The 24,855-nt window shown below is 72.4% G+C and carries 19 protein-coding genes, 1 pseudogene and 1 riboswitch; of the genes and pseudogenes, 13 read left to right on the top strand and 7 right to left on the bottom strand.

Going from position 1 to position 24,855, the window contains the following annotated elements; all coding sequences use genetic code 11:
* Positions 1 to 5 precede the first annotated feature (5 nt).
* Complete coding sequence (locus ABTY61_RS31015) at positions 6 to 944, bottom strand: serine/threonine-protein kinase (RefSeq protein ID WP_350508431.1); 939 nt, start codon at positions 942 to 944, stop codon at positions 6 to 8.
* Between the two features lie 117 nt (positions 945 to 1,061).
* Here ABTY61_RS31015 and ABTY61_RS31010 point away from each other — a divergent pair, with 117 nt between their 5' ends.
* Positions 1,062 to 3,236 (top strand): UvrD-helicase domain-containing protein, encoded by a 2,175-nt coding sequence (locus tag ABTY61_RS31010; protein ID WP_350508430.1) that lies wholly within the window; start codon positions 1,062 to 1,064, stop codon positions 3,234 to 3,236.
* Here ABTY61_RS31010 and ABTY61_RS31005 read toward each other — a convergent pair.
* From ABTY61_RS31005 to ABTY61_RS30990, 4 genes are read right to left on the bottom strand one after another with little or no spacing between them, the layout of a single operon-like run.
* Positions 3,175 to 4,476, bottom strand: a complete 1,302-nt coding sequence (locus ABTY61_RS31005; RefSeq protein WP_350508429.1) for a TIGR02679 family protein — start codon at positions 4,474 to 4,476, stop codon at positions 3,175 to 3,177. The two genes, ABTY61_RS31010 and ABTY61_RS31005, sit on opposite strands and share 62 nt — an antisense overlap.
* Positions 4,477 to 4,478: 2 nt before the next feature.
* Positions 4,479 to 8,594 carry a TIGR02680 family protein gene (locus ABTY61_RS31000; RefSeq protein WP_350508428.1) on the bottom strand — a complete coding sequence of 1,372 codons (4,116 nt, stop codon included), beginning with the start codon at positions 8,592 to 8,594 and terminating at the stop codon, positions 4,479 to 4,481.
* Positions 8,591 to 9,865: a TIGR02678 family protein gene (locus ABTY61_RS30995; protein WP_350508427.1), complete on the bottom strand. Its 1,275-nt coding sequence runs from the start codon at positions 9,863 to 9,865 to the stop codon at positions 8,591 to 8,593. Before ABTY61_RS30995 ends, ABTY61_RS31000 begins: the two co-directional genes overlap by 4 nt.
* A complete protein-coding gene (locus ABTY61_RS30990; RefSeq protein WP_350508426.1) occupies positions 9,858 to 11,462 on the bottom strand; it encodes a TIGR02677 family protein in 1,605 nt (534 codons plus the stop codon). Before ABTY61_RS30990 ends, ABTY61_RS30995 begins: the two co-directional genes overlap by 8 nt.
* A gap of 150 nt (positions 11,463 to 11,612) precedes the next feature.
* On the opposite strand from ABTY61_RS30990, the gene ABTY61_RS30985 reads away from it, so the two are divergent.
* From ABTY61_RS30985 to ABTY61_RS30970, 4 genes and pseudogenes are all read left to right on the top strand, one after another.
* Positions 11,613 to 12,080, top strand: a complete 468-nt coding sequence (locus ABTY61_RS30985; RefSeq protein WP_350508425.1) for a GreA/GreB family elongation factor — start codon at positions 11,613 to 11,615, stop codon at positions 12,078 to 12,080.
* Positions 12,081 to 12,382: 302 nt separating this feature from the next.
* On the top strand, positions 12,383 to 13,612 hold the full coding sequence (locus ABTY61_RS30980; protein ID WP_350508424.1) for an MFS transporter: 1,230 nt from the start codon (positions 12,383 to 12,385) through the stop codon (positions 13,610 to 13,612).
* An 88-nt stretch (positions 13,613 to 13,700) separates the two neighbouring features.
* Positions 13,701 to 14,540, top strand: coding sequence for a formate dehydrogenase accessory sulfurtransferase FdhD (gene fdhD / locus ABTY61_RS30975; RefSeq protein WP_350508423.1), 840 nt, complete (start codon positions 13,701 to 13,703; stop codon positions 14,538 to 14,540).
* Positions 14,541 to 14,657 (top strand): annotated as a pseudogene (locus ABTY61_RS30970) (LysR family transcriptional regulator); the annotation flags it as partial.
* Between the two features lie 151 nt (positions 14,658 to 14,808).
* Here the strand turns inward: ABTY61_RS30970 and ABTY61_RS30965 are convergent.
* Positions 14,809 to 16,134, bottom strand: coding sequence for a YhgE/Pip domain-containing protein (locus ABTY61_RS30965; RefSeq protein ID WP_350508422.1), 1,326 nt, complete (start codon positions 16,132 to 16,134; stop codon positions 14,809 to 14,811).
* A 208-nt stretch (positions 16,135 to 16,342) separates the two neighbouring features.
* A riboswitch (M-box (ykoK) riboswitch) is annotated at positions 16,343 to 16,520 on the top strand.
* Between the two features lie 327 nt (positions 16,521 to 16,847).
* On the opposite strand from ABTY61_RS30965, the gene ABTY61_RS30960 reads away from it, so the two are divergent.
* The 8 genes from ABTY61_RS30960 (at position 16,848) to ABTY61_RS30925 (ending at position 23,884) form a co-directional block, all read left to right on the top strand.
* Entirely contained in the window at positions 16,848 to 18,497 is a 1,650-nt protein-coding gene (locus ABTY61_RS30960; protein WP_350508421.1) for an NRAMP family divalent metal transporter, read from the top strand.
* A gap of 114 nt (positions 18,498 to 18,611) precedes the next feature.
* The gene (locus ABTY61_RS30955) at positions 18,612 to 18,914 is read left to right on the top strand and encodes a hypothetical protein (RefSeq protein WP_350508420.1); all 303 of its coding nucleotides are present in this window, start codon (positions 18,612 to 18,614) and stop codon (positions 18,912 to 18,914) included.
* Between the two features lie 71 nt (positions 18,915 to 18,985).
* Complete coding sequence (locus ABTY61_RS30950) at positions 18,986 to 19,234, top strand: hypothetical protein (RefSeq protein WP_350508419.1); 249 nt, start codon at positions 18,986 to 18,988, stop codon at positions 19,232 to 19,234.
* Between the two features lie 55 nt (positions 19,235 to 19,289).
* Positions 19,290 to 19,709: a winged helix-turn-helix domain-containing protein gene (locus ABTY61_RS30945; RefSeq protein WP_350508418.1), complete on the top strand. Its 420-nt coding sequence runs from the start codon at positions 19,290 to 19,292 to the stop codon at positions 19,707 to 19,709.
* A 48-nt stretch (positions 19,710 to 19,757) separates the two neighbouring features.
* Positions 19,758 to 20,264, top strand: coding sequence for a hypothetical protein (locus ABTY61_RS30940; protein WP_350508417.1), 507 nt, complete (start codon positions 19,758 to 19,760; stop codon positions 20,262 to 20,264).
* Entirely contained in the window at positions 20,261 to 20,629 is a 369-nt protein-coding gene (locus tag ABTY61_RS30935; RefSeq protein ID WP_350508416.1) for a VOC family protein, read from the top strand. Before ABTY61_RS30940 ends, ABTY61_RS30935 begins: the two co-directional genes overlap by 4 nt.
* Positions 20,630 to 20,738: 109 nt before the next feature.
* Positions 20,739 to 22,508: an ABC transporter permease gene (locus ABTY61_RS30930; protein WP_350508415.1), complete on the top strand. Its 1,770-nt coding sequence runs from the start codon at positions 20,739 to 20,741 to the stop codon at positions 22,506 to 22,508.
* Between the two features lie 11 nt (positions 22,509 to 22,519).
* The gene (locus ABTY61_RS30925; protein ID WP_350508414.1) at positions 22,520 to 23,884 is read left to right on the top strand and encodes an ABC transporter ATP-binding protein; all 1,365 of its coding nucleotides are present in this window, start codon (positions 22,520 to 22,522) and stop codon (positions 23,882 to 23,884) included.
* Positions 23,885 to 24,152: 268 nt separating this feature from the next.
* On the opposite strand, the gene ABTY61_RS30920 is transcribed toward ABTY61_RS30925, so the two are convergent.
* Positions 24,153 to 24,590 (bottom strand): ArsR/SmtB family transcription factor, encoded by a 438-nt coding sequence (locus tag ABTY61_RS30920; RefSeq protein ID WP_350508413.1) that lies wholly within the window; start codon positions 24,588 to 24,590, stop codon positions 24,153 to 24,155.
* Positions 24,591 to 24,855 lie beyond the last annotated feature (265 nt).

Raw genomic sequence — 24,855 nt, 5'->3', positions numbered from 1 at the left:
TGTGGTCACACGGGGTAGGGAGCCTGCGGGAGTACGAACGGGCGCCGCGGATCCTCCGGCCCGAATCGACGCAGGGCGTCCGGACCAGGCTCCGCCGTGGGCAGGTACGGCCCGAGCGCGCCGTACACCTCGGCGGCCGACCCGGGCCGAGCCTCCCGATCCTTGGCCAGCAGCGCCGTCACCAAATCCTGGAGCCCCCGGGGCACCTCGACTCCGCAGTCGGCGAGCAACGGCGGACGACCGTCGAGGTGGCCGGCCACCAGCTCCAGCGGCGTCGAGGCGTCGAAGGGCCCACTGCCGGCGAGCAGCTGGTGCAGCAGGCAGCCCACGCTGTAGAGGTCGCTGCGGGCGTCCAGCGCCGGTGCGCCGGTGAGCAGCTCCGGCGAGGCGCACTGGAGATTGCCCAGCCGCTCTCCGGTCGAGGTGAGCCGGGGACCGTTGTCCGCGACGACCTTGACCAGGCCGAAGTCGAGGATCTTGACGATGCCGTCCCGGCCGACCATGACGTTCTCCGTCTTGAGGTCCCGGTGCACCAGACCGGCGGCGTGTGCCGCGGACAGGCCGGCGCACATCTGCGCGGCCACGGCAGCAGCCGACTCGACATCGAACCGGTCCCGCTCACCGAGCAGCACACCGAGGGTCTCCCCCACGACCAGCTGCATGACCAGCCAGTAGGTCTCACCGGTCACGTCGGCGTCGTGCACCGTCGCGATGTTGGCGTGGTCCAGTGCGGCAGCCGCCTTCGCCTCCCGCTCGAAGCGGCGCAGCGCGCCCTCCCGGCCCACCGCGTCCGCCAGCAGCTCGGCCGACACGGTCTTCACCGCGACAGCCCGGTCCAGGTGCTGGTCCCGCCCCTGCCAGACGCGTCCCATCGACCCGCGCCCCAGCGGTCGTTCCAGCTGGTAGCGCCCCCTGAGCACCGCGCCGGGGCAGATCTGCTCCATGCGCCTCCTCCCGTCCCGGGGGAGGTTACCGCAGTCGTCCGTACGCACCCCGAGTGATCACCGAGACCAGTACAGTGAGCGCACTGCCCGTCCGAGTTGAGGCGCAAGGGGGCCCGCGTGGCAACGCTGGGTATGCACCGGGACTTCCTGTTGGAGTTCGCGGCGTTGGAGAAGTCCGTGCAGCGCAGGGTCTTCGAGGTCTTCGAGAAGTTCACCGAGGCGACGCACACCGGCGCGCACCTGGAGAAGCTCACCAACCAGCGGGATCCCCGGATCCGGACCATCCGGATCACCGACTTCTGGCGCGGAGTGGTCCTCAAGGCCGACCGGGGCAGCGGCTACATGCTGCTGAAGGTGCTCCCCCACGACAAGGCCAACGACTGGGCGTGCAAGCACCGGGCGTCGGTCAACGCCGCCACCCAGGGCATTGAGATCCGCAACGACGTCGCGCTGGAACGCGCCACCGAATCGCTCAGGGTCCTGGCCGCCGACGAGCCCCGTCGGCTCTTCGCCGACCGTTCCGACAAGGTGCTGCGCCAGTTGGGCATCGACGAGGACATCCTGCCGATCATCCGGCTGCTGCCCGACGATACCCACCTGGAGGCACTCCAACGGGTCCTGCCGGAGCAGCAGTTCGACGTGCTGATCGGCCTGGCGAGCGGGATGGCCCCGGAGGACATCGACCGGGACATCGTCCAGGCGTACGCACGGGCGGTGGCCCCGGTGAACTCCGCGCAGCCCGAGGACGGGCTGGTCTCGGCGATGGCCCACGCACGCGGCCGGGTCGCCCTGGTCTCCGGCCCCGAAGAGCTGCTGGAGATCCTGGAGCGTCCCTTCGACGCCTGGCGGATCTTCCTGCACCCGGCCCAGTACCGGATCGCCTACCGGGACTCCTACAACGGGCCGGCCCGGGTGACCGGCGGCCCCGGAACCGGGAAAACCGTGGTGGCCCTGCACCGCGCCTACCATCTGGCGCGCCGGCTTCCGGCCGACGCTCCGGACGGGTCCGTGCTGCTCACCACCTTCACCAAGGACCTCGCCGCAGAGCTGGAACGGTGTCTGGCCCTGCTCGTCACGGACGAGCGGATCAGGGCGAAGGTCAGGGTGGTCAACGTCGACGCGCTGGCGAACGAGGTGCTCCGCCAGTCCCGCGGCGGCGCCCCGCTCAGGATCGTATTCAACCAGCGCGCCGTCCTCGCCCGGTGGGGACGGATCGCCGAGCGGCTCGGGGTCGAGTTCACCGACGCCTTTCTCGACCAGGAGTGGCGCCAGGTCGTCCTGGCCCAGGCGATCGGAAGCCCGGAAGAGTATCTGAAGGCCCCCCGGAACGGCCGCGGCAAGGCAATCGGGCCGCTGAAGAGGGCCCAACTGTGGCGCGCGGTGGCCACGTTCGAGGACGAGCTGCGACAGACCGACGAATGGACGTTCCTCCAGGTCTGTGCCCAGGCGGCACGGATGCTCGACGAACGGGCCAACCGCCCGTTCCGACACGTGGTGATCGACGAGGCACAGGACCTGCACCCCGCTCAGTGGCGGTTCCTGCGCGCCCTGGTCGCATCCGGGCCGGACGATCTGTTCATCTCCGGAGACACCCACCAGCGGATCTACGGAAACAGGGTCTCGCTCCGCTCGCTCGGCATCCAGGTGGTCGGGCGGTCCGCCCGCCTGCGGATCAACTACCGGACCACCCACGAGATCCTCAGCTGGTCCGCGTCCCTGCTCACCGGGGAACGGCCGGACGACATGGACGGCGGGGAGGACTCCCTCGCCGGCTACCACTCGACCCTGCACGGCGCGCACCCCGAGGTGCACGGGCACTGCGACAAGGCCGAGGAGCTCCGGGCGCTCATCGCCCGGATCGAGGGGTGGACCGCCTCCGGCGTGAGCGCGGAGGACATCGGCGTCGCCGTCCGAACCGTCCAGCTCGGCCGCGACATCGCCCAGGCCCTGGAACAGGCCGGGATTCCGGCCTGTCCGCTCGGCAATGCGCCGTCCCCCGGGGTCCGTATCGGAACGATGCACCGGATGAAGGGGCTGGAGTTCCGCTGCGTCGCCGTACCAGGTGTGACTGATGGCATCGTGCCCATGAGAAGCGCGATCACGCCGGTGGAGACGGACCCCCAACTGCACGTCGACGACCTCAACGGCGAACTCAGCCTGCTGTTCGTGGCATGCACCCGGGCGAGGGAGGCTCTCGCCGTCTCCTGGCACGGCACACCCAGCAGCTTCCTCAGCCCGGTCCTGCCGCAGCCGACGCTGAGGGACCAGCGGGCCCGCGTCCCCGCCCGGTAGCGGGCGTGCCCGCCAGGTCGGCGAGCAGTTCGTCCAGGACCAGCTCCTCCTCGATGCGTCGGCCGGAGGCGAGCAGTGCCGGGCCAAGAGCCGGATCCCAAGGCGCGTCCGTGGGAGCTCCGGCGAGGGGCGCGGTGCCGGGGTGGGCGTCCCGGGCGGCGCGGTAGTCGGCGAGCGTGTAGCGCCACGGGGTCCAGGGGACGTGGGTGAGCAGGCGGGTGGCGATCCTGATGCCGCCCCAGTCGAAGTCGCCGTGGTAGCGGAAGGTCCATCCGGCGTCGGCGTAGTGCTTCAGCAGGCGCAGGGCAGCCGTACTGGGCTGGCCCTGGAGGCAGACCAGCGGAGCGCAGTCGAGGCCCAGCCGGTCGGCGGCTGCCAGGACAACGGCCGGGTTCTCGCAGACGTACGCCTCGCCGCCCCGTGGCGGGCGGGGAGCGTCGCGGACAAGCTGCCGGAGGGTCAGGACGGCCGGCTGTCCGACCGCCCCGAGCGCGTCGAGGGCTCGCCCGGTGGCGGTGTCGGGGTCACCGGGGAGGTTGAGGGCAAGGACCTGCGAGGAGAGTTCGTCGAGCAGGAGCCCCGCCGCCGCCCAGGTGTCGCGCCGCGCCTGGGCTCCGTCACCGGGCGGGGCGCCGGTCAGGGCCCGGACGGCGTCCAGGGTGAGGGTCGCGAGCGGGCCGTGGTCCAACGCATGGGCGCTTCCGGCGTGTTCGGCGGCGAAGGTGCTGAGCGAGCGCGGCGGCGAGACCGGCAGGCGCGGCAGCAGACGGGCGAGATCGGCGAGCAGCGGCGTCGCCGCTTCGGGACCGGGGACCAGGCGCCGCACCAGGCCGGTGGCATGCAGGGAGGCGTACCAGTCGGCGAGTTCAGGGCGTGCGGCCGCCACGGATGCGAGCGGGGCGAAGGCCTGTTCCCAGGCCCGCGCCAACCGGTCGGCCGTCTGCCGCCGTGGGACGACCGGTCCGGTGAGCGCGACGACCGCGGCGCCCAGGCCGTCCGGGCTGGCACCGCTGGCGCGCAGCACCTGGTCGACGGCGGCCAGCGGCACGGACAGCGACCGACCGGGGCGCGGGGCCCGGCCCAGAAGCCGCGCCACGGCGGCCCGTTCGGGCTCGCCGGATCCGGCCAGGGTGACCGAGGCGTCGAGCGGTTGACCGGCCTCCATCCGTCGGCGGGCACGGTCGAGCAGCCAGCTGAGTTCGGGCGAGCCGATCAGGCGTTGAAGCCGGGGAATGTCCATGGTCAGGAGAACACGCTCCCCTGCCGTGGGCCGGGTACCTCGCCGTCGGCCACCCGCGCACGCCGGTAGCCGTCCCACTCCCAGCGGGTGACCAGAACGGCGGCGATCTCGTCGACCCGGGAGAGTTGGGCGATGGCCAGGCCGGGCACCTGCGGGTAGCAACCCCATTCGCGTTCGGAGGTCATCACCACGTCCAGGTCGAACGCGGCGAGCAGACCGAGCGACTTGGCGCGGGAGTCGTCGTCCACACCGGCGAACGCCTCGTCCAGGGTGACCAGACGCGGCGCGTGCGGGTTACCGGCCGAGGCGTAGTGCGACGAGGCGGCGGCGAAGAGCGGCAGCGAGACGGAGAGCACCCGTTCGCCTCCGGAGGCCGGGCCGGTGGCGGACTGCCACTTGCCGTGCTGATGGCGCTCGATGCCGAACTCGTGCCAGGACCGGTAGTCGAGGGCCGCGGTGAGGTGCTCCAGCCAGGTCCCGGACGGATTGTCGGTGCGGGCCCGCTCGATCTGCGCCTGGAGGAACTCGCCGAGCGCGGACCGGTCGGCGGCCGTCCAGGCGTCGGAGGACTGACGCAGGAGGCGTTCGCGCGCGGCGGCCAAGCCGCCGGGCGCATTGCGGGCGAGCTTCCAGACGAGCCGCAGCAGCATGCCGGTACTGGTCGGGCGGTCGGTGAGTTCCCCGTTCATCCGCAGGACCTGTTGCTCGGCGGCGCTGACCAGCTCCTGGAGGGTCCCGGCGACCTCGGTGATCAGGTGGTTCTCCAGGATCTCCTGCTCCCGGGCAGAAAGCAGCTGCTGCCGGTCGGCGACCTCGCCGGTCAGGGCGGCGGCCAGCTCGGGAACCGAGCGTTCACGCCCCTGGAAGACGACGTCCACGACCAGTCCCTCCTCCAGCATCCGGGCCGCCGCGGTGTGGCCGTGGCGGGCGAGGGCGTCGGAGAGGTCCTTGAGTTCCTCGGTGATCCGGCGCTGGACGCGTTCCCACGCCGGATCGGCGTCATCGACGGATTCCAGCTCCCGCTCGACGGCCCGGGCCAGGCGGACCGCGGGCTCGGGGGCCCAGGAGTCGGCCGCATGTTCTGCGGCCAGGTCGGGCAGGGCGACAGCGAGCAGGCCGGTGGCGGCGAAGCGACGCAGCGCCTCGATCGCCTCGGCACGGGTACGGGCGGTGTCCTCGATCTCGGCACGGACCCGGTCACGAAGGGCGTCCGCGGCGGCTCGGCGACCGGTCGCATCGTTCTGTGCCCGGCGAGTGGCCCGCTCGCCCTCCTCGCAGTCCCGCAACGCAGCCTTCACTTCGGCGAGCTGGCGCTGCAGCTCGGCGACGGCGGCACCGACGGTGGCGGCGAGTGTCTCATGGCGCTCTCCCGCCGTGACGGCCTCGCGCGCCGCGTCGCGCGCGCGCTCGACCAACTCGGCGCCGTGTTCGGCAGCACGGCGGTGATCGGCCTCCTCGGCCGCCAGCGCGGTGTGGGCGGCGCGGGCCTCCCGCACGGCGGGCCACAAAGCGGCCAGGGCCTCACGGTAGGAACCGAGGTCATCTCTGGCCTCCCGCAGACCGGCGCTCGTGACCGGAAGGCCGAGCTCCTCGGCCAGGCCGTGCAGTTCGGCGGTGGACTGCTCGGCGACGACCGCTGCCCCGGCAGCCTCCCGCTCGGCCTCTCCGCGGCGTTCGACGGCCCGGGCATGCTCACGGTGCGCGGCCACCGCGGTGGCGTGTGCACCGCGCAGGGTGGTGTCGTCCGGGAGGGAAGCCAGTTCGGCCGCCAAGGTGCGAAGGTCTGCCTCCAGACGCTCCGACCGGGCCGATACGTCTTCCAACCGCTCGGTGATCCGTGCGAGTTCCGCATCGATGGCGTCCATTCGGGCACGCCTGGCCTGCTCCCGGGCCCCCTCGCCGAGGTACTCGGCGGCAGGCTTGGACCAGGCCCCGGTCAGCGAGCCGAGACGGAAGCGCCCGTCCAGACCGATCCAGCTGCTGTTGCCGGGCACTTCCTCGTCCGGACGCAGCAGGCCGATGCCGGCGAGCAACCGGTGGACCAGTTCGTCGGACAGTACAGCCGTGGCCGGGTCCGCGCGATCCACCGCCGGCCGCAGCACCGTGGCCAGCGAATCGCCGTCCACCGGCACGCCGGCGGTCGCCAGGACGTCCCAGGTGCCTACGGCTGCCACCGTCCCGTCCGGGGCGACCCAGGCATCCAGCAGACCCGAGGCTTCCAGAGCGGCTTCCAGGTCAGCCGCCTGCTTTGGGGTCAGATCGTCTGTGAAATCGACCAGTTGCCACAGCGGTGCACCCGAGCTTTCCTTCCTGGTCTCGGGCGAGCGGGTGTACGGCACCTGCGGCCCACGCCGACCACCCTGCCGCAGCTCGGCCAGCTCGGCCTTCAGCCGATCACGCTGCTCGGCGCCGTCCCGCTGCTCGGCCTCCAGCGTGGCCCGGCGGCGGGCCAGATCGGCCCCGACCGTGGACGCGACCTGCTGTGCGGCCGACCGCGACGGGTCCGTGCCGACCAGGGTCACACTCCACTGGTCGAGTTCATCGAGTACGCCTTCGACGCCGTCGGGACGCAGCAGCATGCAGGCGTCGAAGTGCGAGCGAACGGCAGTGAGGTAATCCCGGCCCGCCTGCACCGTGTCCTCCTCCGCCTCGGCCCGCAGCTCCGCCTGACGGGCCAGGTCTCCGTCCGAGTCCTCCAGCCGGCGGCGGGTCCGCTCCACCTCCCGGACCGCGTCCTGCGCTGTTCCGAGATGCTCCTCGACAAGGGCGATCGAGCGCTGACGGCGGTCGACGAGATCGGCAGCACCATGCTGCACGGCTTCCGGCACCTCACCCGCCGCCAGCGGAAGGGCAACCCGGTCGGCGTGCCCTCGACCCAGCCCGGCCGTCGACGCAGCGGCACCCGAGCGCTCCAGCGCGCCGTCCCGGGCACGTTCCGCTGCCTCAGCCCGCGTTCGCGCCGCACCCAGCTTGGCCGCGAACCGGGTCAGTTCGTCCTCGGCCCGGAGCCGGTCCGCCTCGGCCCGGTCGGCGTCCTTCGCCGTACGCTCGGCCAGGGCGGCGGCCTGTTCCAGCTCGCGGGCGCTGCGCATCTCCGGGCCGGCCCGCAGGGCCTCGTCCTTGGCCCGAAGCCCGGTTCGCCGTCGGTCCAGTTCCTCCAGTCGCGTCTCGGCTTCGGCGAGTGCAGTGCCGGCCGCCTCGAAGTCCTGTTCGGCGGTGTTCAGTTCGACGCGAAGCGACTCGTATCGGGAGTGCTGGACCCGGGGGGCACGGGCCTTTCGCCGGGCAGCCACCCGGGCGTACCGACGGTAGTGCTGGAGGAAGGCGCCCGCGGCACGTTCAGCGGCTGCCATGACAGCGAGCTGCTCCTTCTCTTCGTCCAACGACCGGAAGGCCTCGGCCACATCGGCGACCACGGCCTGGTCGATCGGTGGCAGTGATTCGGTCAGGGCCTGCGAGAGCGCCTTCTCGCTGGGCCGCTTGGACAACTGGGGCTGGCGCAGCTGGATCAGAAGATCGACCAGGGCCGTATACCGCTGCTCACCCAGGCCGAAAAGGGCCTCGTCCACCGCGCGCCGGTACGCCCGCGCCGAGTCGTACATCAGGCCGCGCCCGCCCAGGGCCTCGGCCAGCCGCTCCCGGCCGACGGCCGCACCGGTGGAATCGACCAACCGCAGCTCCGGACCGATGCGCTGTCCGGTCACGAAGTACCAGTGGCGGGCGATGCCCCGGCCACTGACCGCCTTCAGGCCGCAACCGAGTGTCGTGTAGTGCGCGGTGCCGTCCGAGTCGAGGCGGCCGAACTCGATCCAGGTGTAGCCGAGCCGCTCGGAGTGCGGGTGCTCACCGCCCAGCAGCAGGTTCCATTCCATCCGCTTCTTGGGATCCGCGTCCGGCTCGACCCGGTGCGAGGACAGATCGCCGTCCAGCAGGAAGGGCAGGGTCAGGGCGAGCACCTTGGACTTTCCGGTGCCGTTGTTGCCGCGCAGGAGCAGCCGACCGTCGCGGAAGTGGAACTCCTCCTGGTCGTAGTAGAACAGGTCGACCAACCCGACGCGGAGGGGCTGCCAACGGAGGCGACCGGGCAACGGCAGACGCGTCTCGACGGTGGTGTTCATCGGTTCCTCGTGCCCTTCGTACGGCCTGCCATCGTCCTCGTGTTCTTCCGGGGAGCACTCTGGCCGGGTTCAAGCAGCACTGCCTCGCCGACCCGGTAGCGCTCCAGGGCGGGTCTGGGCCGCACCGAAGCGACACCATCCGGGCCCTCCGCGCGCTCCAGGAGCCCGAGCGCGACCAGCCGTTCCACCGCCTGTTCGGCCAATTCGGCCTCAGCTCCGGGGGTGGTCGCGCTGCGCCGCCAGAAGCCGGCGTGCTCCACCGCCCAGCCGGCCACCTGCTGGTGCAGGTCTGCCAGCGGGACCGTGCCGCCCCTGCCGGCGAGGTACTCGGCCAGCAGAAGCGCCACATGGCCGTCGGTGCCCGACTCCGGCATCCGCAGATCCGTCAGATCGTCGTCGGAATCGACCATCGCCAGCCCCTCCGCTCTCACTTCCGGTACCAGACCGGTGAGTTCACCGATGCGCCGGGTCAGCGCGCCACGCTGTGAGGTGAGATAGGCGCTCTCGTTCTCGGTCAGCCCTTCCACGTACACCACCGGATCGTCCAGCAACCGGCGGGTCAGGCTGTGTCTCAACGCCCGGTTCCGCAGCTCGTCGCTGTCCGGCAGCACCTCTGCGTTGAGTTCGGCGAGCCGCTCCTCGAATCCGTGTGCGTGAACGGTGCTCGGACCCCGTCGGGCGACGAGCAGGACGGCGAGCACTCGGCGGTCCACGTCGTACAGGGCGTCACCGGCCGACTTCAGGAAGGCCTCCTCGTCGCCCGCGACCTTGGTCAGGACCCCCCACTCCAGGAGCAGCCGAACTACGGCCACCAGATCGGTGCGCTGTTCCCGGTCGGCCAGGGTGAACCGGACGCCGGCGGCATCGAGCGCCGGATCGGCAGCCGCCAGCACGACCTGCTCGGCCAACCGCCCCAACGCGACCTGCTGCTCGGCTCGCTCCAGCACCGCCAGGCACAGACATACCAGGACGTAACGGCGCCGCGAGAACGGCAGGCCGGTGCGCTGGTCCCTGGCCGGATGCGTCGAGTCGTCTGCCCGACCGGGAATGCGGCGGAGCCGGGCCACCTCGGAGTCCACCAGGAGCCCCCAACCGGTGTTTCGGTCGAACCAGGTGCGCAGTTCTGTCGCGTACTGCCGCACCAGCCTGAAGTCGTCGGCGTGGGAACCGCCCGCACGGAGCAGGGGGCGGCGCAACAACGCCCGCGCGGCGCGTCGCACCTCTGCCGCACGCTGCGCGGCGAGGGCGTCACCCAGACGGTCGTCACTCATGCTCGGCCCCCACCGGCTCCGGGTGACCTGCCAGGTCGACGATCTCAACCAGGTGTTCCGGCCCCCACAGCACGCCGTCGAGGGTGCTGATCTCGGCGATCCCACCGCCGCGCACCCTGGTCAGTCTGATCTCCATCGTCCCGTCGTTGGTGGTGGTCGAGACGGACTCCGTGCCCGGGCGCCAGGCTGACAGCGCATCCCCGAGCAGCAGCAGGAACAGCCGGAACGCCTCCCGGTCGAGCACGTCCAGGTCGCTGAGCCGCACCTGTCCGCGGGTCGCCAGCCTGGCCCGGACCGCCGCCGTCTGCTCAGCCTGCTTTCGGGCCAGTTCGGCCAGGTACGCCTTGGCCTCGCCTCGGTCCTGCACCGCCGCGCGGCGACCGCGGCGCTCGTACGAACCGGTACGACGCAGCTGCGGGCTGATCCGCACGCCCGGCGCATCACGCCAGGACGCGGAAGCGGACACCGGATCAGCCTCTCGCTCGGCGAGAGCGTCATGATCGATCGTGAGGTGCCTGGCTGAATGGAGCCCGAACGCCGAGCGCCACAACCGGTGCCGGCTGTCGTCACCGGGTGCCTCGGCGAACCATCGGGCAAGCTCGCGGAAGTCCGCCGAGCGGTCCGATCTGCCGGCCCGTCGCTCGTTCAGTGCCTGGATGACGCTCAGAAGTTGGGGAATCGCCTGGCGGGCAGCAGAGCGCAGCAGCTTGGCTTGGGAGCTTCGGCCCGGCACACTGAGGAACCAGGCCCGCAGGCCGTCCCAGCGGCCGAGCCAACGTCGCTCCGACGCTGCCAGTGCCTCGGCCGCCACGTCCGGCGCGGCATCGGCGGCCTCACGCTCGGCGGCCAGCCGAAGCAGCGACCCGATCCGCCCCTCCTGCTGCGTACCGAGTTCCTCCAGCAGCCCGGCGATCTCCGCCCCCCGGGTCACCAGGTCCTCGATGAAGCGCTCCAGGTAGTCGATCAGCCGCTGTTTGTACGCGAGGAACACCTCGACCTCGGCCTCGTGCAGGTCGACCGTCCGCTGGAGCGAGTTCATGAAGGCGCGCGCATTCTCGGCCAATCCCGAGAAGCGGTCCACCAGGGCAAGCATCGCGAGGTGTGTCACGGCCGGGTCCGGTTCGCCCCGGTCGGCCAGCGCCAGCAGGGCGCGCAACTGCACGACGATGTCGGCGAGGGCAACTGCCTGCAACTCACCACGCCTGCCGAGCGCTTCGTCGTACGCCCCCAGCGCCTCCTCGGCGGCCTCGCCCTCACGCGTGAGCTGGTAGATGTACCGGGAGCGGTAGAAGTCCTCCAGCGCCGTGACCCGGCCGGTGTCCGGGTCTGCGCGGAGGTTGCCCCATTTGGAGAGCCGTTCCAGCGCGGCGGCAACCGACTCCAAGGACGGCCGATCCTCCGGAACCAGTCCCAGGTGGACGTCCTCCGGGCGTAGGTGGACGGTGAACTCCTGCTTGGCCCGGACGAACACTCCCATCACCTGGCGATAGAGCTCACAGTTGTCGGTGGTGAGATGCGCGAACGGCCGGTATCGTTCGTCCGCTCGGCCCTGGACCCCTCCCCGCAGGCTCGAACTCGGGTCGTCGGCGCTGGTCATGCGCGTCATTGTGCCGGACGACCGTGTCCACCCGAACCAGTTTCGCTGAAACCGGGGCAACTTGCCGAGGATTTGCCGGGGATTCGGCGGGGTGGGGTAATGAGAGGCGACCGGTGTTTGGGTGTTCCCTCAGAGACCCGGGAGCGTGCGATGAGCGGTGGGCCGGAACCGATCAGTGCCGAGGGGCTGCGTGCCGTACAGGAGGAGTTGGCGCAGCTGCGGGCGGAGCGGGGGGAGGTGGCCGCGACGCTGCGCGGGGAGGACCCGGTGGGGGACCGGGCGGATGCGGCGGACGAGTTGCAGCGGGCGTCGGAGGTGACCCGGCTGGACCGGCGGATCGCCGAGCTGGAGGAGCGGCTGCGGGAGGCCGAAGTGGCCGGGGCACCGTCCACGGACGTGATCGGGGTGGGGTCGACGGTCACCGTGCGGTTCTCGGACGGCGAGGAGGAGACCGTCGAGATCTCCGAGCTGGCCGAGGAGCGGGAGCTGACCCTGGTGACGTACAACAGTCCGCTGGGGAAGGCGCTGCTGGGGCGCCACGCCGGGGAGACGGTGAACTACGAGACGCCCGGCGGCGCGGCGAGCGCGGTCGTGCTGGCGGTGGGCGACGCCGCGTGATCGGCGGCGGGTGATCGGCACCGCGTGATCGGCGGCGGGTGATCGGCACCGCGTGATCGGCGGCGGGTGATCGGCACCGCGTGATCGGCGGCGGGTGATCGGCACCCGCTCGACGGGCGCCACCCCGGTCGATAGGCGCTGCCTGTCAGCCGAGCGGGATCACCTCTTTGACCTGCGACGATGCCGGACAGCACACTGGACGGGCGGCCTTCCGCCGCCGCCCCCACCCCACCCCACCCCACCCCACCCCACCCCACCCCGCCCCGCCCCGCCCGGGCGAACCGTCCGAGGAGCCCCCGCACGTGCGCACCGCCCGCTGGATCCCGGCCGCGGCCGCCGTGGCCGTCGCCGCCTGGGGCGCGAACCAGTTCACCGCGCTCGCCAGCGTCTACCGGGCCCGCACCGACTGGTCGCCGCTCGCGCTGGCCGCGATGTTCTCGGTGTACCTGGTCGGGCTGGTGCCCGGCCTGCTGCTCGGCGGCCCGGCCGCGGACCGGTACGGGCGCCGCCGTACGGTGCGGGCCGGGCTCGCCCTGTCGGCGGCCGCCAGCGCACTGCTGGCCCTGACGGACGAGCCGACCGGCTACCTCGCCCGGCTGGCGACCGGATTCGCGGCCGGACTGGTGTTCCTGGCCGGGACGACCTGGCTGCGCGAGCTCTGCGCGGACGGGCCCGGGGCGCGCCGCGCGATGTACGCCACCGGGATCGGCTTCTCGGCCGGCGCGCTGGCCTCCGGCGTCCTCTCGGAGTGGCTGCCCGGCCCGACGGTCGTGCCCTGCCTCGCCCACGCCGCGGCCTGTCTGCTGGTCCTGCGGGCCACCCGCGGGCTCCCGGACGCGGTGCCGGCCCGCCGCCCGGCCCCGCCCGCGCAGCACCACCGCGCAGCCGTGCACCACCCCCGGTTCCGCTACGTCGTGCTGCCCGCCGGCCCCGCCGTACTCGGCGCCGCGACCGTCGGCTACGTGGTGCTGCCGCCGCTGGTCGCCCACCATCTGCCCGGCTACGCACCGCTGTTCAGCGGTTTGGTGGCGGCGCTGACGCTCGCCATGGGCGTGCTCGCCCAGCCCTTCGCGGCCCGGCTGGACGACGCGGGCAGCGCCCGGGCCACCCTCACCGCGATGGCCACGGTGATCGCCGGACTGCTGCTCGGCGCGCTCGCCGCCGACCGGGACTCGGTGGGCCTGGTGGTGGCCGCCGCCGTCGTGCTCGGCACGGGGTACGGGCTGACCCTCGGCGCGGGGCTGCGCGAGGTGGAGCGGCTCACCGCGCGGGGCCCCGGACGCGCCCCCGGCCCCACCTCCGCCGCGCTCCACCAGAGCACCACCTCCAGCGGTTTCCTCACCCCGCTGCTGCTCACCGGCAGCGCCGGCCACGTGTCCTACCCGGCGCTGCTGACCGGCATGGCCGCCGTGGGCGTGCTCTGCCTGGCGGTCACCGGCACCCACAGCCGCCGCCACCTGCCCGGGCCCGACGGGCGTCCCGGGCACCCGGCCGGCCCGGAAACGCGCGAGGATTCATCCGTACAGACCTGACGTACAGACCTGACGTGCAGGTCTGACGTGCAGGTCCGACGTGCAGGTCTGACGCACAGACCTGACCGACCCCGAGGAGCCGACGACCATGGGCCGAGTGACCGTACCCCGCAGGGTGCTGCGGCTGCGCAAGGGCGTGCCCTCGTACCGCCCCGACACCCTGGCCGCCGAGGAGCCGATGGAGATCCGGGTCGGCGGGCGCCCGCTGACGGTGACCATGCGCACCCCCGGCAGCGACTTCGACCTCGCGGCCGGCTTCCTGGTCAGCGAGGGCGTGCTGCACGCCGCCGACCACCTGGCGGGGATCCGCTACTGCGCCGGGGCCACCGCCGACGGCGGCAACACCTACAACGTGGTGGACGTGGTGCTCGCGGCCGGCGTACCCGCCCCGGACGCCTCGCTGGAGCGCAACTTCTACACCACCTCCTCCTGCGGCCTGTGCGGCAAGGCCAGCCTGGACGCGGTGCGCACCACCGCGCCGTGGAGCGTCGCGCAGGACGGGCTGCGGCTCACCCCCGAGTTGCTGTCCGCGCTGCCCGACCGGCTGCGCGCCGCCCAGAAGGTCTTCGACAGCACCGGCGGCCTGCACGCGGCCGGGCTGTTCGACGCGCAGGGGCGGCTGCTCTGCCTGCGCGAGGACGTCGGCCGGCACAACGCGGTGGACAAGGTGGTCGGCCACGCGCTGCGCGAGGGCCTGCTGCCGGCCCGCGGCACGGTGCTGATGGTCAGCGGCCGGGCCTCCTTCGAGCTGGTGCAGAAGGCCGTGATGGCCGGCATCCCGGTGCTCGCCGCCGTCTCCGCGCCGTCCTCGCTGGCGGCGGACCTGGCCGAGGAGAGCGGGCTGACCCTGGTCGGCTTCCTGCGCGGCGACTCGATGAACGTCTACACCCGCACCGACCGGATCGACACCGCCCCGGAAAGCAGTTAGATGCACTTCCGCCAGCTCGAGTACCTGGTCGCCCTCGCCCGCGAGCGGCACTTCGCCCGCGCCGCCCAGGCCTGCCGGGTCTCCCAGCCCGCGCTGTCCGAGGCGGTGCGCAAGCTGAGCCCGCGCCCTGCTGGAGGTGGCCCGCCGGACGGACGTCGCCGGGGTGCTGGGCAGCCTGCCGCACGCGTGACCGCGCGAGCGCGGCGGCGCCGGGTTCGACCCGGTGGACGCCATCCGGGCCCGACCGCCGCCGGGGCCCAGGGGCCGGCTACTCCGACGGCTGGGGCGTCCAGCGGTGCAGCCCCTTGCGGTCGTAGTAGCGGGTCATCCCGAAGCCGAAGGCCAGCGCCAGCACCACCCCGACGGCGATCATGATCCAGCCTCGGGCCAGCCCGGCGTCCGCGCGGGCGTCGAAGAACAGGATCGCCCGGATGCCGTCGCTCAGCTGCCGCATCGGTTCGAAGACGGCGAGGAAGCGGTAGAAGCCGGGCACCGCCTGGAGCGGGACGGTCGCCCCGGAGGACGGCAGGGCGAGCGCGATGAACACGAACATGGACACCAGCTGCCCGATCCCGCCGAACGCGGCGTTGATGGCCTGCACCCCGAGGCCGACGGCGAGGCTGGCGCAGTAGGCGAACACCCACAGCAGCGCCTGGTGCGGGGCGTCCATGCCGAGGACGCCGGCCGTGCAGAGCAGCACCAGCGAGGTGGTCACCAGCATGAGCCCGGCGGTCATCAGCATCTTGAGCAGCAGGGTCTGGGTGCGGCTGATCGGAACGGTCGGGCGGCGGGTGTGCCAGGGGCCGATCTCGCTGTCGCTGTAGCCGAGGGCGCCGTCGACGCCGTTGTGGATGATGTTGCCGCCGATGAAGCCGGTCAGCACGGCGAGCAGGGTGAAGTAGAAGGCGCTCAGGCCGAGGCCGCTGTGGCTGCCGATCGGGTGGCCGACCTGGGTGGTGACGGCGAACGGGTCGGCGAGCAGCAGCCGGGCGGTGGCGCCGGTGTCCGGCCCCTGGGCGCCCGGGCCGCCCTGGGCCGGTACGGCGGCCAGCAGCTGCCGGCCGGCCGCGACCGAGGCCTGGTGGGCGGCGTTCTGGGCGGTCTGGGCGGCGATCGAGGAGCCGAGGCTGCCCAGGCCGGGGTTGGTGAGGACGGTGAGGGTGGGCCGCTTGACGGCCCCGCCGGTGGCGAGCGCGGAGACGGTGGCGGTGAAGTCGGCGGGGACGACCAGTACGCCGTAGACCTTGCCGGTGGCGAGCAGGTCGCGGGCGCCCGCCTCGTCGGTCTGCCGCCAGTGGACGGTGTCACCGGGCGTGCCGGCCACCACGGCGCGGGTCAGCTGGGTGCCGAGGTTCACCGGCTGGCCGGGCGGCGGCGGGGCCTGGTCGGCGTTCACCAGGGCGATCGGCAGCCGGTGCAGGTGGCCGGTCGGGTTGACGATGCCGCCCAGGTAGAGCAGGGAGAGCAGCACGGCCACCAGGGCGCACAGCACGCCGGGGAAGAGCCAGAGCTTGGGGCGCCGGGCGAGCGCCAACGCCCTCGCCTGCCGGGGAGCCCCCTGGGAGCCTGCGGTCTGGGAGCCGGCGGTAGCCATGCCACCCCTCTGCTGCGTGTGCGGGTACGGATCCGGCGGGAAGTCGTTCCGTCGTCACGTGCTGCTCAAACCCGCGTCACCCGGACGGGCGGCACACCGGACGTCACACCCGACGTCACGCCCGACGTCACGCCTCGCAAAAGGTAAAGGTTCTACCAAGTACGCAAGTATCGCGCTCCGGCCGGTCTATGCTTCTGGAGGTTTGAAGAAGGCACCTCGTTCGGTGAGGCTTCTTCACGGACACAGGCCACTGATCCGACGACGTCGAGAGACGCCCAGGGTTAGGACAGATCTTCCCGACCTAAGGGTTGATCCGAAGTGGCTTCCGGCCCGAGCGGGTTGGACACGCCGTGGAGTGCCAAAGCTCTGACGAGTTGGGGTGAGCCGGCGTCTCTGTAGCGCGTCGGCGAACTCCTTGCCGTGTCGATGACACGCACCACGGGGTGCGTCGACCGGGAGGAGGCGAGAGACATGGATTGCAGTAGTCCGGGCCACAGTTGCCCCTATCCCCGCTTGTCCTCGTACACCTCCGGCACGCGGTAACAACCTCCCCTGCGCGTCTCTCCGGCGACGCATCACCTCACGCTCGCGGCTTCGCCGTGCCCGCACGGGCCCGCGCCGCCGCGCGCTGATGCGCCATGCCCTCACGCAGGGGGAATTGCTGCTGCGCGCCCCCACCACCCCGCCTGTCAGGGGTCCACGGGAGGAACGTCATGACCACCAACGCCACACTCAACTCCAAGATCCCGCCGCAGCGTTCGGCCGTCCTGGACGACGCCCACGTCGGCGACATCAAGGGTGCGCTCGGCACCATCAAGCTCGATGACGACGCACCACGCACCGGTCTGTCGGCGAGACTCAAGACCCTGCTCGCGATCGTCGGCCCCGGCCTCATCGTGATGGTCGGCGACAACGACGCCGGCGCCTTCTCCACCTACGGCAACGCCGGGCAGAACTACGGCACCCAGCTGCTGTGGACGCTGGCCCTGCTGATCCCGGTGCTGTACGTCAACCAGGAGATGGTGCTGCGCCTGGGCGCCGTCACCGGTGTCGGGCACGCCCGGCTGATCCTGGAGCGCTTCGGCAAGTTCTGGGGCGCCTTCAGCGTCATCGACCTGTTCCTGCTGAACGCGCTCACCCTGGTCACCGAGTTCATCGGCGTGACACTCGCGGCCGGGTACCTCGGACTGCCGAAGGTCGCCTCGGTCGTGATAGCGGCGGCCGTCATCATCGCCTCGGCGTTCACCGGCTCCTTCCAGCGCTTCGAGCGCGTCGCCGTCACGCTCTGCGTCGGCTCGCTGCTGCTGGTGCCGATCTACTTCATGGTCCACCCCAAGACCTCGCAGATGGCCCACGACTTCGTGGTCCCGCAGATGCCGGGCGGCTCGGGTGAGCTCGCGACCGTCATGCTGCTGATCGTCTCCATCGTGGGCACCACCGTCGCCCCCTGGCAGCTGTTCTTCCAGCAGTCGTACGTCATCGACAAGCGCATCACCCCGCGCTTCATGAAGTACGAGAAGGCCGACCTGTGGATCGGCATCGCCATCGTGATCATCGGCGCCGCCGCCATGATGGGCTTCTGCGCCGCCGCCTTCGACGGCACCGACGGCTTCGGCCAGTTCACCGACGCGGCCGGGATCGCCAAGGGCCTGGAGGACAAGGCCGGGCACGTGGTCGGTGTGCTGTTCGCCATCGCGCTGCTGGACGCCTCGATCATCGGCGCCTTCGCGGTGTCGCTGTCCACCGCCTACGCCATCGGCGACGTCTTCGGGATCAAGCACTCGCTGCACCGCGGGGTCAAGGGCGCCAAGGGCTTCTACGGCATCTACGCCGGCGTGGTCGTGGTGGCCGCCGCCATCACCCTGCTGTCCAACGACTACCTGCAGGGTCTGATGACCCAGTTCGTCCAGGTGCTGGCCGGGGTGCTGCTGCCCTCCGCGACGGTCTTCCTGCTGCTGCTCTGCAACGACAAGGCCGTGCTCGGCCCGTGGCGCAACGGCCCCAAGACCAACGCCTTCACCTCCGCCGTGGTCGGCATCCTGGTCATGCTGTCGCTGATCCTGACCGCCGCCGTGGTCTGGCCGGACATCAGCTCCGACGCGCTCCTCTGGATCATGGCCGGCTGCGGGGTGACGGGCGTCCTGGTCGCCGGGTACTTCTTCACCTTCGGCCGCAAGGGCACCAAGGAGGACCCGATCGACCGCACCGACCGGGAGAACTGGCGGATGCCCCCGCTGGAGACCCTGGAGAAGCCGGTCATGTCCACCGCCCGCAAGATCGGCATGGGCGCCCTGCGCTCCTACCTGCTGGTCGCGATGATCATGGTCATCATCAAGATCGTCCAGACCGCCCTGAGCCACTGACGCCGAACCGCTGACCGGCCGCCGGGGGCGGCACCGCGCACGACCGCCCGCCGCCCCCGGCCCGCCCCGGAACCCTCGACCGCCCCGCACCCGGGGAAGGAAGGAAGTACGGCCATGCGCACCACCCCGTTCCACCGCTGCCCGAGCATCCGCCTCGCCCTCCACGACGGCGTCGAGCGCGCCTATCGCCTCGACGATCCCGGCAGCTGCCCCCAGTCGGGCACCCGCAACACTCCGGCCTCCGCGTACGAGCCCCGCGTCCACCTGGCCTACCTGCTGGCCCGCCAGGGCCACCGCCCGGCCTGGCTCGCCGCCTTCGCGGACCTCCCGCCGGCCGCCGCGCACCGGCTCGCCCACGCCGCCGCCCGTCACCGGGCCACCGCCGCGAGCCCCGCATCCGCCGCGTCCGCCGCCTGATTTTTCGTCAATTCCCGCACCGATCGGTGCAGTTGTTCCCATTCATTGCCTTGTCACGGAGGTGACCAGCCATGTCCATCGTTGCCGCGTTCCAGCCCGCCCTTCCCTCCTCCGACCCCGGCCGACTGCGCGCCGCCCTCGCCGCGGTGGGCCGACGGCTGGCCACCAGCCCGCTCGACAACACCGTCCTGCGCGCCGTCGGCACCCCGGCCACGACCCTGCCGAGCAGCCGTCCGACCCGGCTGCGGGCCAGCTGGCACTCCGTCACCGGCCCCGACGGCGCCGCCCGGCTGGAAGCCTCCTGGCACCCGGGCCACTGACCGGCCGGCCTTTCCCCTCCTCCCACCACTTCGACCCGACGAAGGAGCTTCCGCCATGGCCGTGCGCTACCGCAGGCTCGACGCCATCTTCTCGGACCACACCGCCGCCGCCCCGGTCCTGCGGCCCGTCCCCGCCACACCGCCCGTCCCCGCCACACCGCCCGCCCTCAGCCCGGACCCCGGCCTGGTGGTCGACTCCGAGCAGCGCACCGTCATCGTCGACGGTCAGCAACTCACCCTGCCGTACCTGGAGTTCGAACTGCTCGCGCACCTGGTCGGCAACCCGCTGCGGGTGCACTCCCGCCGCCAGCTGATGGAGTCCGTCTGGGGCCGGCCGGACACCGGCGACACCCGCACCATCGCCACCCACATCGCCCGGCTCCGCCGCAAGCTCGGCCCCGGCCACCGGGAGGCGATCGCCACCGTCCGGCAGATCGGCTACAAGTACGACCCCCGGCTGGTCCGCGCCGCCTGAGGCCCGCACCGCCGCAGCACGGCCGACACCACCGAAGGAGGACACCGCATGACCAGAACCGCCCTGTTCCCCTGGACGAGCCGAGGTACGGCGCTCTGCGTCGTCATGCTCCTCCTGGCCCTCCAGGTCGCCGCCCTCGGCGTCTCCCCCGCCCCGCTGCGGCTCTTCCTCTCCGGCGTGCTCATCGGCGCCTCGGCCGTCGGACTGCTGCTCGCCCTGCTGCTGGCCCACAGCCGGCAGCGGGCGGGCCGGCCGGCCGCCGACCGGGCCGCCGCCGTCGCGGTCGCCGCCGGGGACGACGACACCCAGTGGTTCAGCGCCCGCTCGCTGGAGGGCTTCCCGATGGAGCAGGTCCGCCCGCTCCTGCTCGGTCCCGACGCCCCCGGGCTCAACCGGCTCTACACCGCCTGGGTGTTCGCCACCCACGGGCACGACCCCCAGTGGATCGCCCACCACCTCGGCCTGCCCACCCCGACCGCCCGGCTGCTGGTCACCGCGGCCCGGCAGCACGCCACGTCCACCCCGTCCGACCCCTCCGAGAGGAAGCCGCAGTGATCACGGCCCTCGACCACGTCCAGCTCTCCGCACCCCCCGGCAGCGAGGCCCTGCTCCGCGCCTTCTACGGCGACGTCCTGCAGATGGCCGAGATCCCCAAGCCCCAGCCGCTCACCGGCCGCGGCGGCTGCTGGTTCGCCGCCGACGGCGGCCGGGTCCGGCTCTACCTCGGCATCGAGGAACGCTTCCGCCCCAGCACCAAGGCCCACCCCGGCATGGCGGTCTGCGAGATCGAGGACTTCGCCGACCGGCTCGCCGAACTCGGCGCCCAGGTCGTCTGGGACGACACCCTCCCGCCCCGACGCCGCTTCTACACCACCGACCCGGTCGGCAACCTCCTGGAGTTCGTCGAAGCCCCCGCCTGACCGGCGAACAGGACGCGGGCCGCACGTCGGCCGGTCCGAACACGGGTCCATTTGCGTACGGACATCAGAAGGGAGCAGACTGCCCGGGTTTGCGCCGGAGGTCCCCGCCATGTCCTTCCCGTCCCTGCCGAAGTCCGCCCCGGGCCTGTCCCGGGGCTCACTGCCGTCCCGGACCGCGAGCCGCCTGGCCCGGATGGGCTGGGTGGACGTGGTCGTGGCGGCCGCCGTGCTGGTCCTGCTCTACCTCGCCCTGCGGGTCGGACAGGGCACCACCGTACGGTTCTCCACCGCGCGCGACGCCGCCGTGGACACCGACCCGGCCCGGCTGCCGTACGACGCGGCGCGCTCGCTGCTGCGGATGTTCGCCGCGCTCGTCGTCTCCGTCGGCTTCACCTTCGGCTACGCCTACGCCGCCGCCCGCAGCCGCCGGCTGGAACGGGTGCTGATCCCCGCCCTGGACATCCTCCAGTCGGTGCCGGTGCTCGCCTTCCTGACCGTGGCCGTCACCGGCTTCCTCGCCCTGTTCCCCGGCTCCGTGCTCGGCCTGGAGTGCGCGGCCGTGTTCGCCATCTTCACGTCCCAGGCGTGGAACATGACCTTCGGCTTCTACCACTCGCTGGTCTCCCTGCCGCGCGAACTCGACGAGCTCTCCCGCTCGTTCCGGTTCAGCCGGTGGATGCGGTTCTGGAAGGTCGAACTGCCCTCCGGCATGATCGGCCTGGTCTGGAACGGCATGCTCAGCTTCGGCGGCGGCTGGTTCTTCCTGGTCGCCTCCGAGGCGATCAGCGTCGACAACCAGCGCTACGCCCTGCCCGGCGTCGGCTCCTACGCCGGCGCCGCCATCGCCGCCGGGGACCTCGGCCGGGTCGGCTGGGCGATCGCCACCATGGCCGTCCTCGTCGTCGGCGTGAACTTCCTGTTCTGGCGGCCGCTCACCGCCTGGGCCGAGCGCTTCAAGAACGAGCAGTCCGAGGCCACCGAGGTGCAGCGCTCCGTCGTCCTCGACCTGCTGCGCCGCTCCCAGCTGCCCGGCCTGCTGGGCGCGGCCCTGCGCCCGCTCGGCCGGGCCCTGAACCGGGCCGGGAGGCTGCTCGGCACCGACGACCGGCCGCTCGCCGTCAGCGCCGCCCGGCAGCGCACCGGCGACCTCGTCTTCGCCGTCGTCTCCGGCGGCATCGTGCTCTGGGGCCTGGTCGACCTCGTCCGCTACCTCACCGACACCACCGGCCTCGGCGTCTTCGGCGAACCCCTGCTGCTCGGCCTCGCCACCCTGGCCCGGGTCGTCGTGCTGGTGGCGGTCGCCACGGTCGTCTGGGTGCCGATCGGCGTGAAGATCGGCTTCTCCCCGCGGCTCACCAGGATCGCCCAGCCGCTGGTCCAGATCCTCGCCAGCTTCCCCGCCAACTTCCTGTTCCCGCTGGTGGTCTGGCTGCTGCTGCGCACCGGCCTGTCGATCGACCTCGGCGGCGTCCTGCTGATGGCCCTCGGCGCCCAGTGGTACATCCTGTTCAACGCCATCGCCGGCGCCATGGCCATCCCCAGCGACCTGCGCGAAGCCATGGACAACCTCGGCGTGCGCGGCCGGCAGCGCTGGCGGCGGCTCATCATCCCCGGGATCTTCCCCGCGTACGTCACCGGCGGGATCACCGCCTCCGGCGGCGCCTGGAACGCCTCCATCGTCTCCGAGGTGGTCACCTTCGGCGGCACCACCCTCACCGCCACCGGCCTCGGCGCGTACATCGCCCGCGCCACCGAACACGGCGACTACCCGCACCTGCTCGCCGGGGTCGCGGTGATGAGCCTGTACGTCGTCGCCCTCAACCGCCTGCTCTGGCGCCGGCTGTACCGGCTGGCCGAGCGCCGCTACTCGCTCCAGTGAGGTACCCCCCGATGCACTTCCCCTTCCTCCCCCGCCCCGCCCACCCCCCGGTGGCGGACGGCGAGACGCTGCTGGAGACCGTCGGCCTCACCAAGTCCTACGCCGGGGCCGACGGCGAACTGCCGGTGCTCTCCGGGATCGACCTCACCGTCCGGGCCGGCGAGATCGTCGCCCTGCTCGGCCGCTCCGGCTCCGGCAAGTCCACCCTGCTGCGCTGCCTGGCCGGCCTGCTCCCGCCCAGCTCCGGCACCGTCCGCTACCGCGGCACCCCGCTCACCGGCGCCAACCCCGGCACCGCCCTCGTCTTCCAGACCTTCGCCCTGCTGCCCTGGCTCACCGTCCGGCAGAACGTCGAACTCGGCCTGGAGGCCCGCGGCGTCCCCGCGCGCGAACGCGCCCGCGCCGCCGACCAGGCCATCGACCTGATCGGCCTGGCCGGCTTCGAGAACGCCTACCCCAAGGAACTCTCCGGCGGCATGCGCCAACGCGTCGGCTTCGCCCGGGCGTTGGTCGTCGAACCGGACGTGCTGATGATGGACGAGCCGTTCTCCGCGCTCGACGTGCTCACCGCCGAGAACCTGCGCGGCGAACTCATGGAACTGTGGGACTCCGGCCAGTTCCCCACCCGCGCCGTCGTCCTGGTCACCCACAACATCGAGGAGGCGGTGCTGATGGCCGACCGCGTCGTCGTCCTCGGCTCCCGCCCCTACGGCACCATCCGGGAGGCCGTCGACGTCGACCTGGAACGCCCGCGCGACCGCGACTCCGCCGCCTTCGACGAACTCGTCGACCGGGTCTACCGGATCATGACCGGCCGGCCCAAGGACACCCGCCCGGCCGAGCCCCCGGCCACCGGACGCCCGGACCCGGACCCGGACCGCCACGAACGCCGCACCGTCGCCAACACCCCGCTGCCCACCGCCAGCGTCGACGGCCTCTCCGGCCTCGCCGAGATGATCGCCCACCGCGCCGGCCGCTGCGACCTCGCCGACCTCGCCGACGAACTCGGCCTCGACATCGACGACATGCTCCCCCAGGTCGACGCCCTCGACCTGCTCGGCTTCGCCGAGATCCACGGCGACGACCTCCTGCTCACCGAGGACGGCACCGCCTTCGCCCACGCCGACGTCCAGGACTCCCGCGCCCTCTTCGCCGGCGCCGCTCTCGACGTCCCCCTGGTCAAACTGATCGCCAACAGCCTGAGCGGCCACCCCGGCGCCACCGTCCGCACCGGCTTCTTCCGCGACCTCCTCGCCCACCACTACACCAGCGAACAGGTCGACCGGCAGCTGGAGACCGCCACCGACTGGGGCCGCTACGCGGGTCTCTTCGGCTACGACGCGGCCCGGCAGGAGTACCGCTCCGACGAGGCGTAGCCGTGGACAATGCCATTCAACTCCCCTACCCCGACCGGACGGAGCACACGACGGCATTGAACAGGCGTCACTTCCCCGGCGCGGCAGGCGTCATGGGGCCGGCCCCGTACGCGACACCCGCCCCGGCCGCCACCGCACCGCAGAGCCACGAGCACTACCCCTTCGGGGCGGTGCTCCGTGCTCGCCGCCGAGACGGACGAACTGTTCCGACGCGCCCAGGTCATCCGGAACAACCACGACGAGGACGCGTGGCACCAGAGCCCCTGCCTCAACCCGCCTGGCCGGTCGCCGGGCGGCGGCGCACTCCCCGCACGGCGCGGGCAGCCCGGGCGAACGGCTGCTCCGCCGTCTCGACGGCCGGTGCCGCACCGCCGTCACCACCACCGCCGTCACCGCCCCGGCCCGGCAGGTCGTTCGCGATCACGGCGGCCTCGGTCAGCAGACCGCGCACCTCGGTGGCCCGGTAGAAGATCCGCGTCCCCTCCCGGCGGGCCACCACCAGCCCCGCCGCCCGCAGCTTCGCCAGGTGCTGCGAAGTGGCCGCCACATGGGCCCCCAACAGCTCGGCCAGCTCGCTGACCGGCAGCTCCCGGCGGCTCAGCGCCCACAGCAGCCGGTACCGCGACGGGTCGGCCACCGCCTTCAGCACCGCCACCGCCCGCTCCGCCGCATCGGCATCCCAGGCCTCGTCCTTCGCACCACCCATACAGCGATCGTACCGACGCCCACCCCACCCCCCATCGCCGGGAACCCGCCCACCACCCCGCCCCCGCCGAACAGGCCCCGCCCAGGAACCCGACCCAACCACCCCAACCCGCACCAACCCGCACCCACCCGCACCCAGCCCCACCACCCCCTCCCCCCTCACCCACCCCGGGCGAGAGGGACGCGCTGCGGGAGGGGGCGGTGGAGGGGGTGGGTGCGGAGAGGGGCGTGACGGGTGATTTTCAGACCGCCAACGGCGCCCCACC

The organism is Kitasatospora sp. NPDC096128 (genome assembly GCF_040303105.1).
GTDB lineage: Bacteria > Actinomycetota > Actinomycetes > Streptomycetales > Streptomycetaceae > Kitasatospora.
The sequence above is the reverse complement of the archived record's forward strand: the minus strand, read 5'-3'. Positions and strand labels throughout refer to the sequence as shown.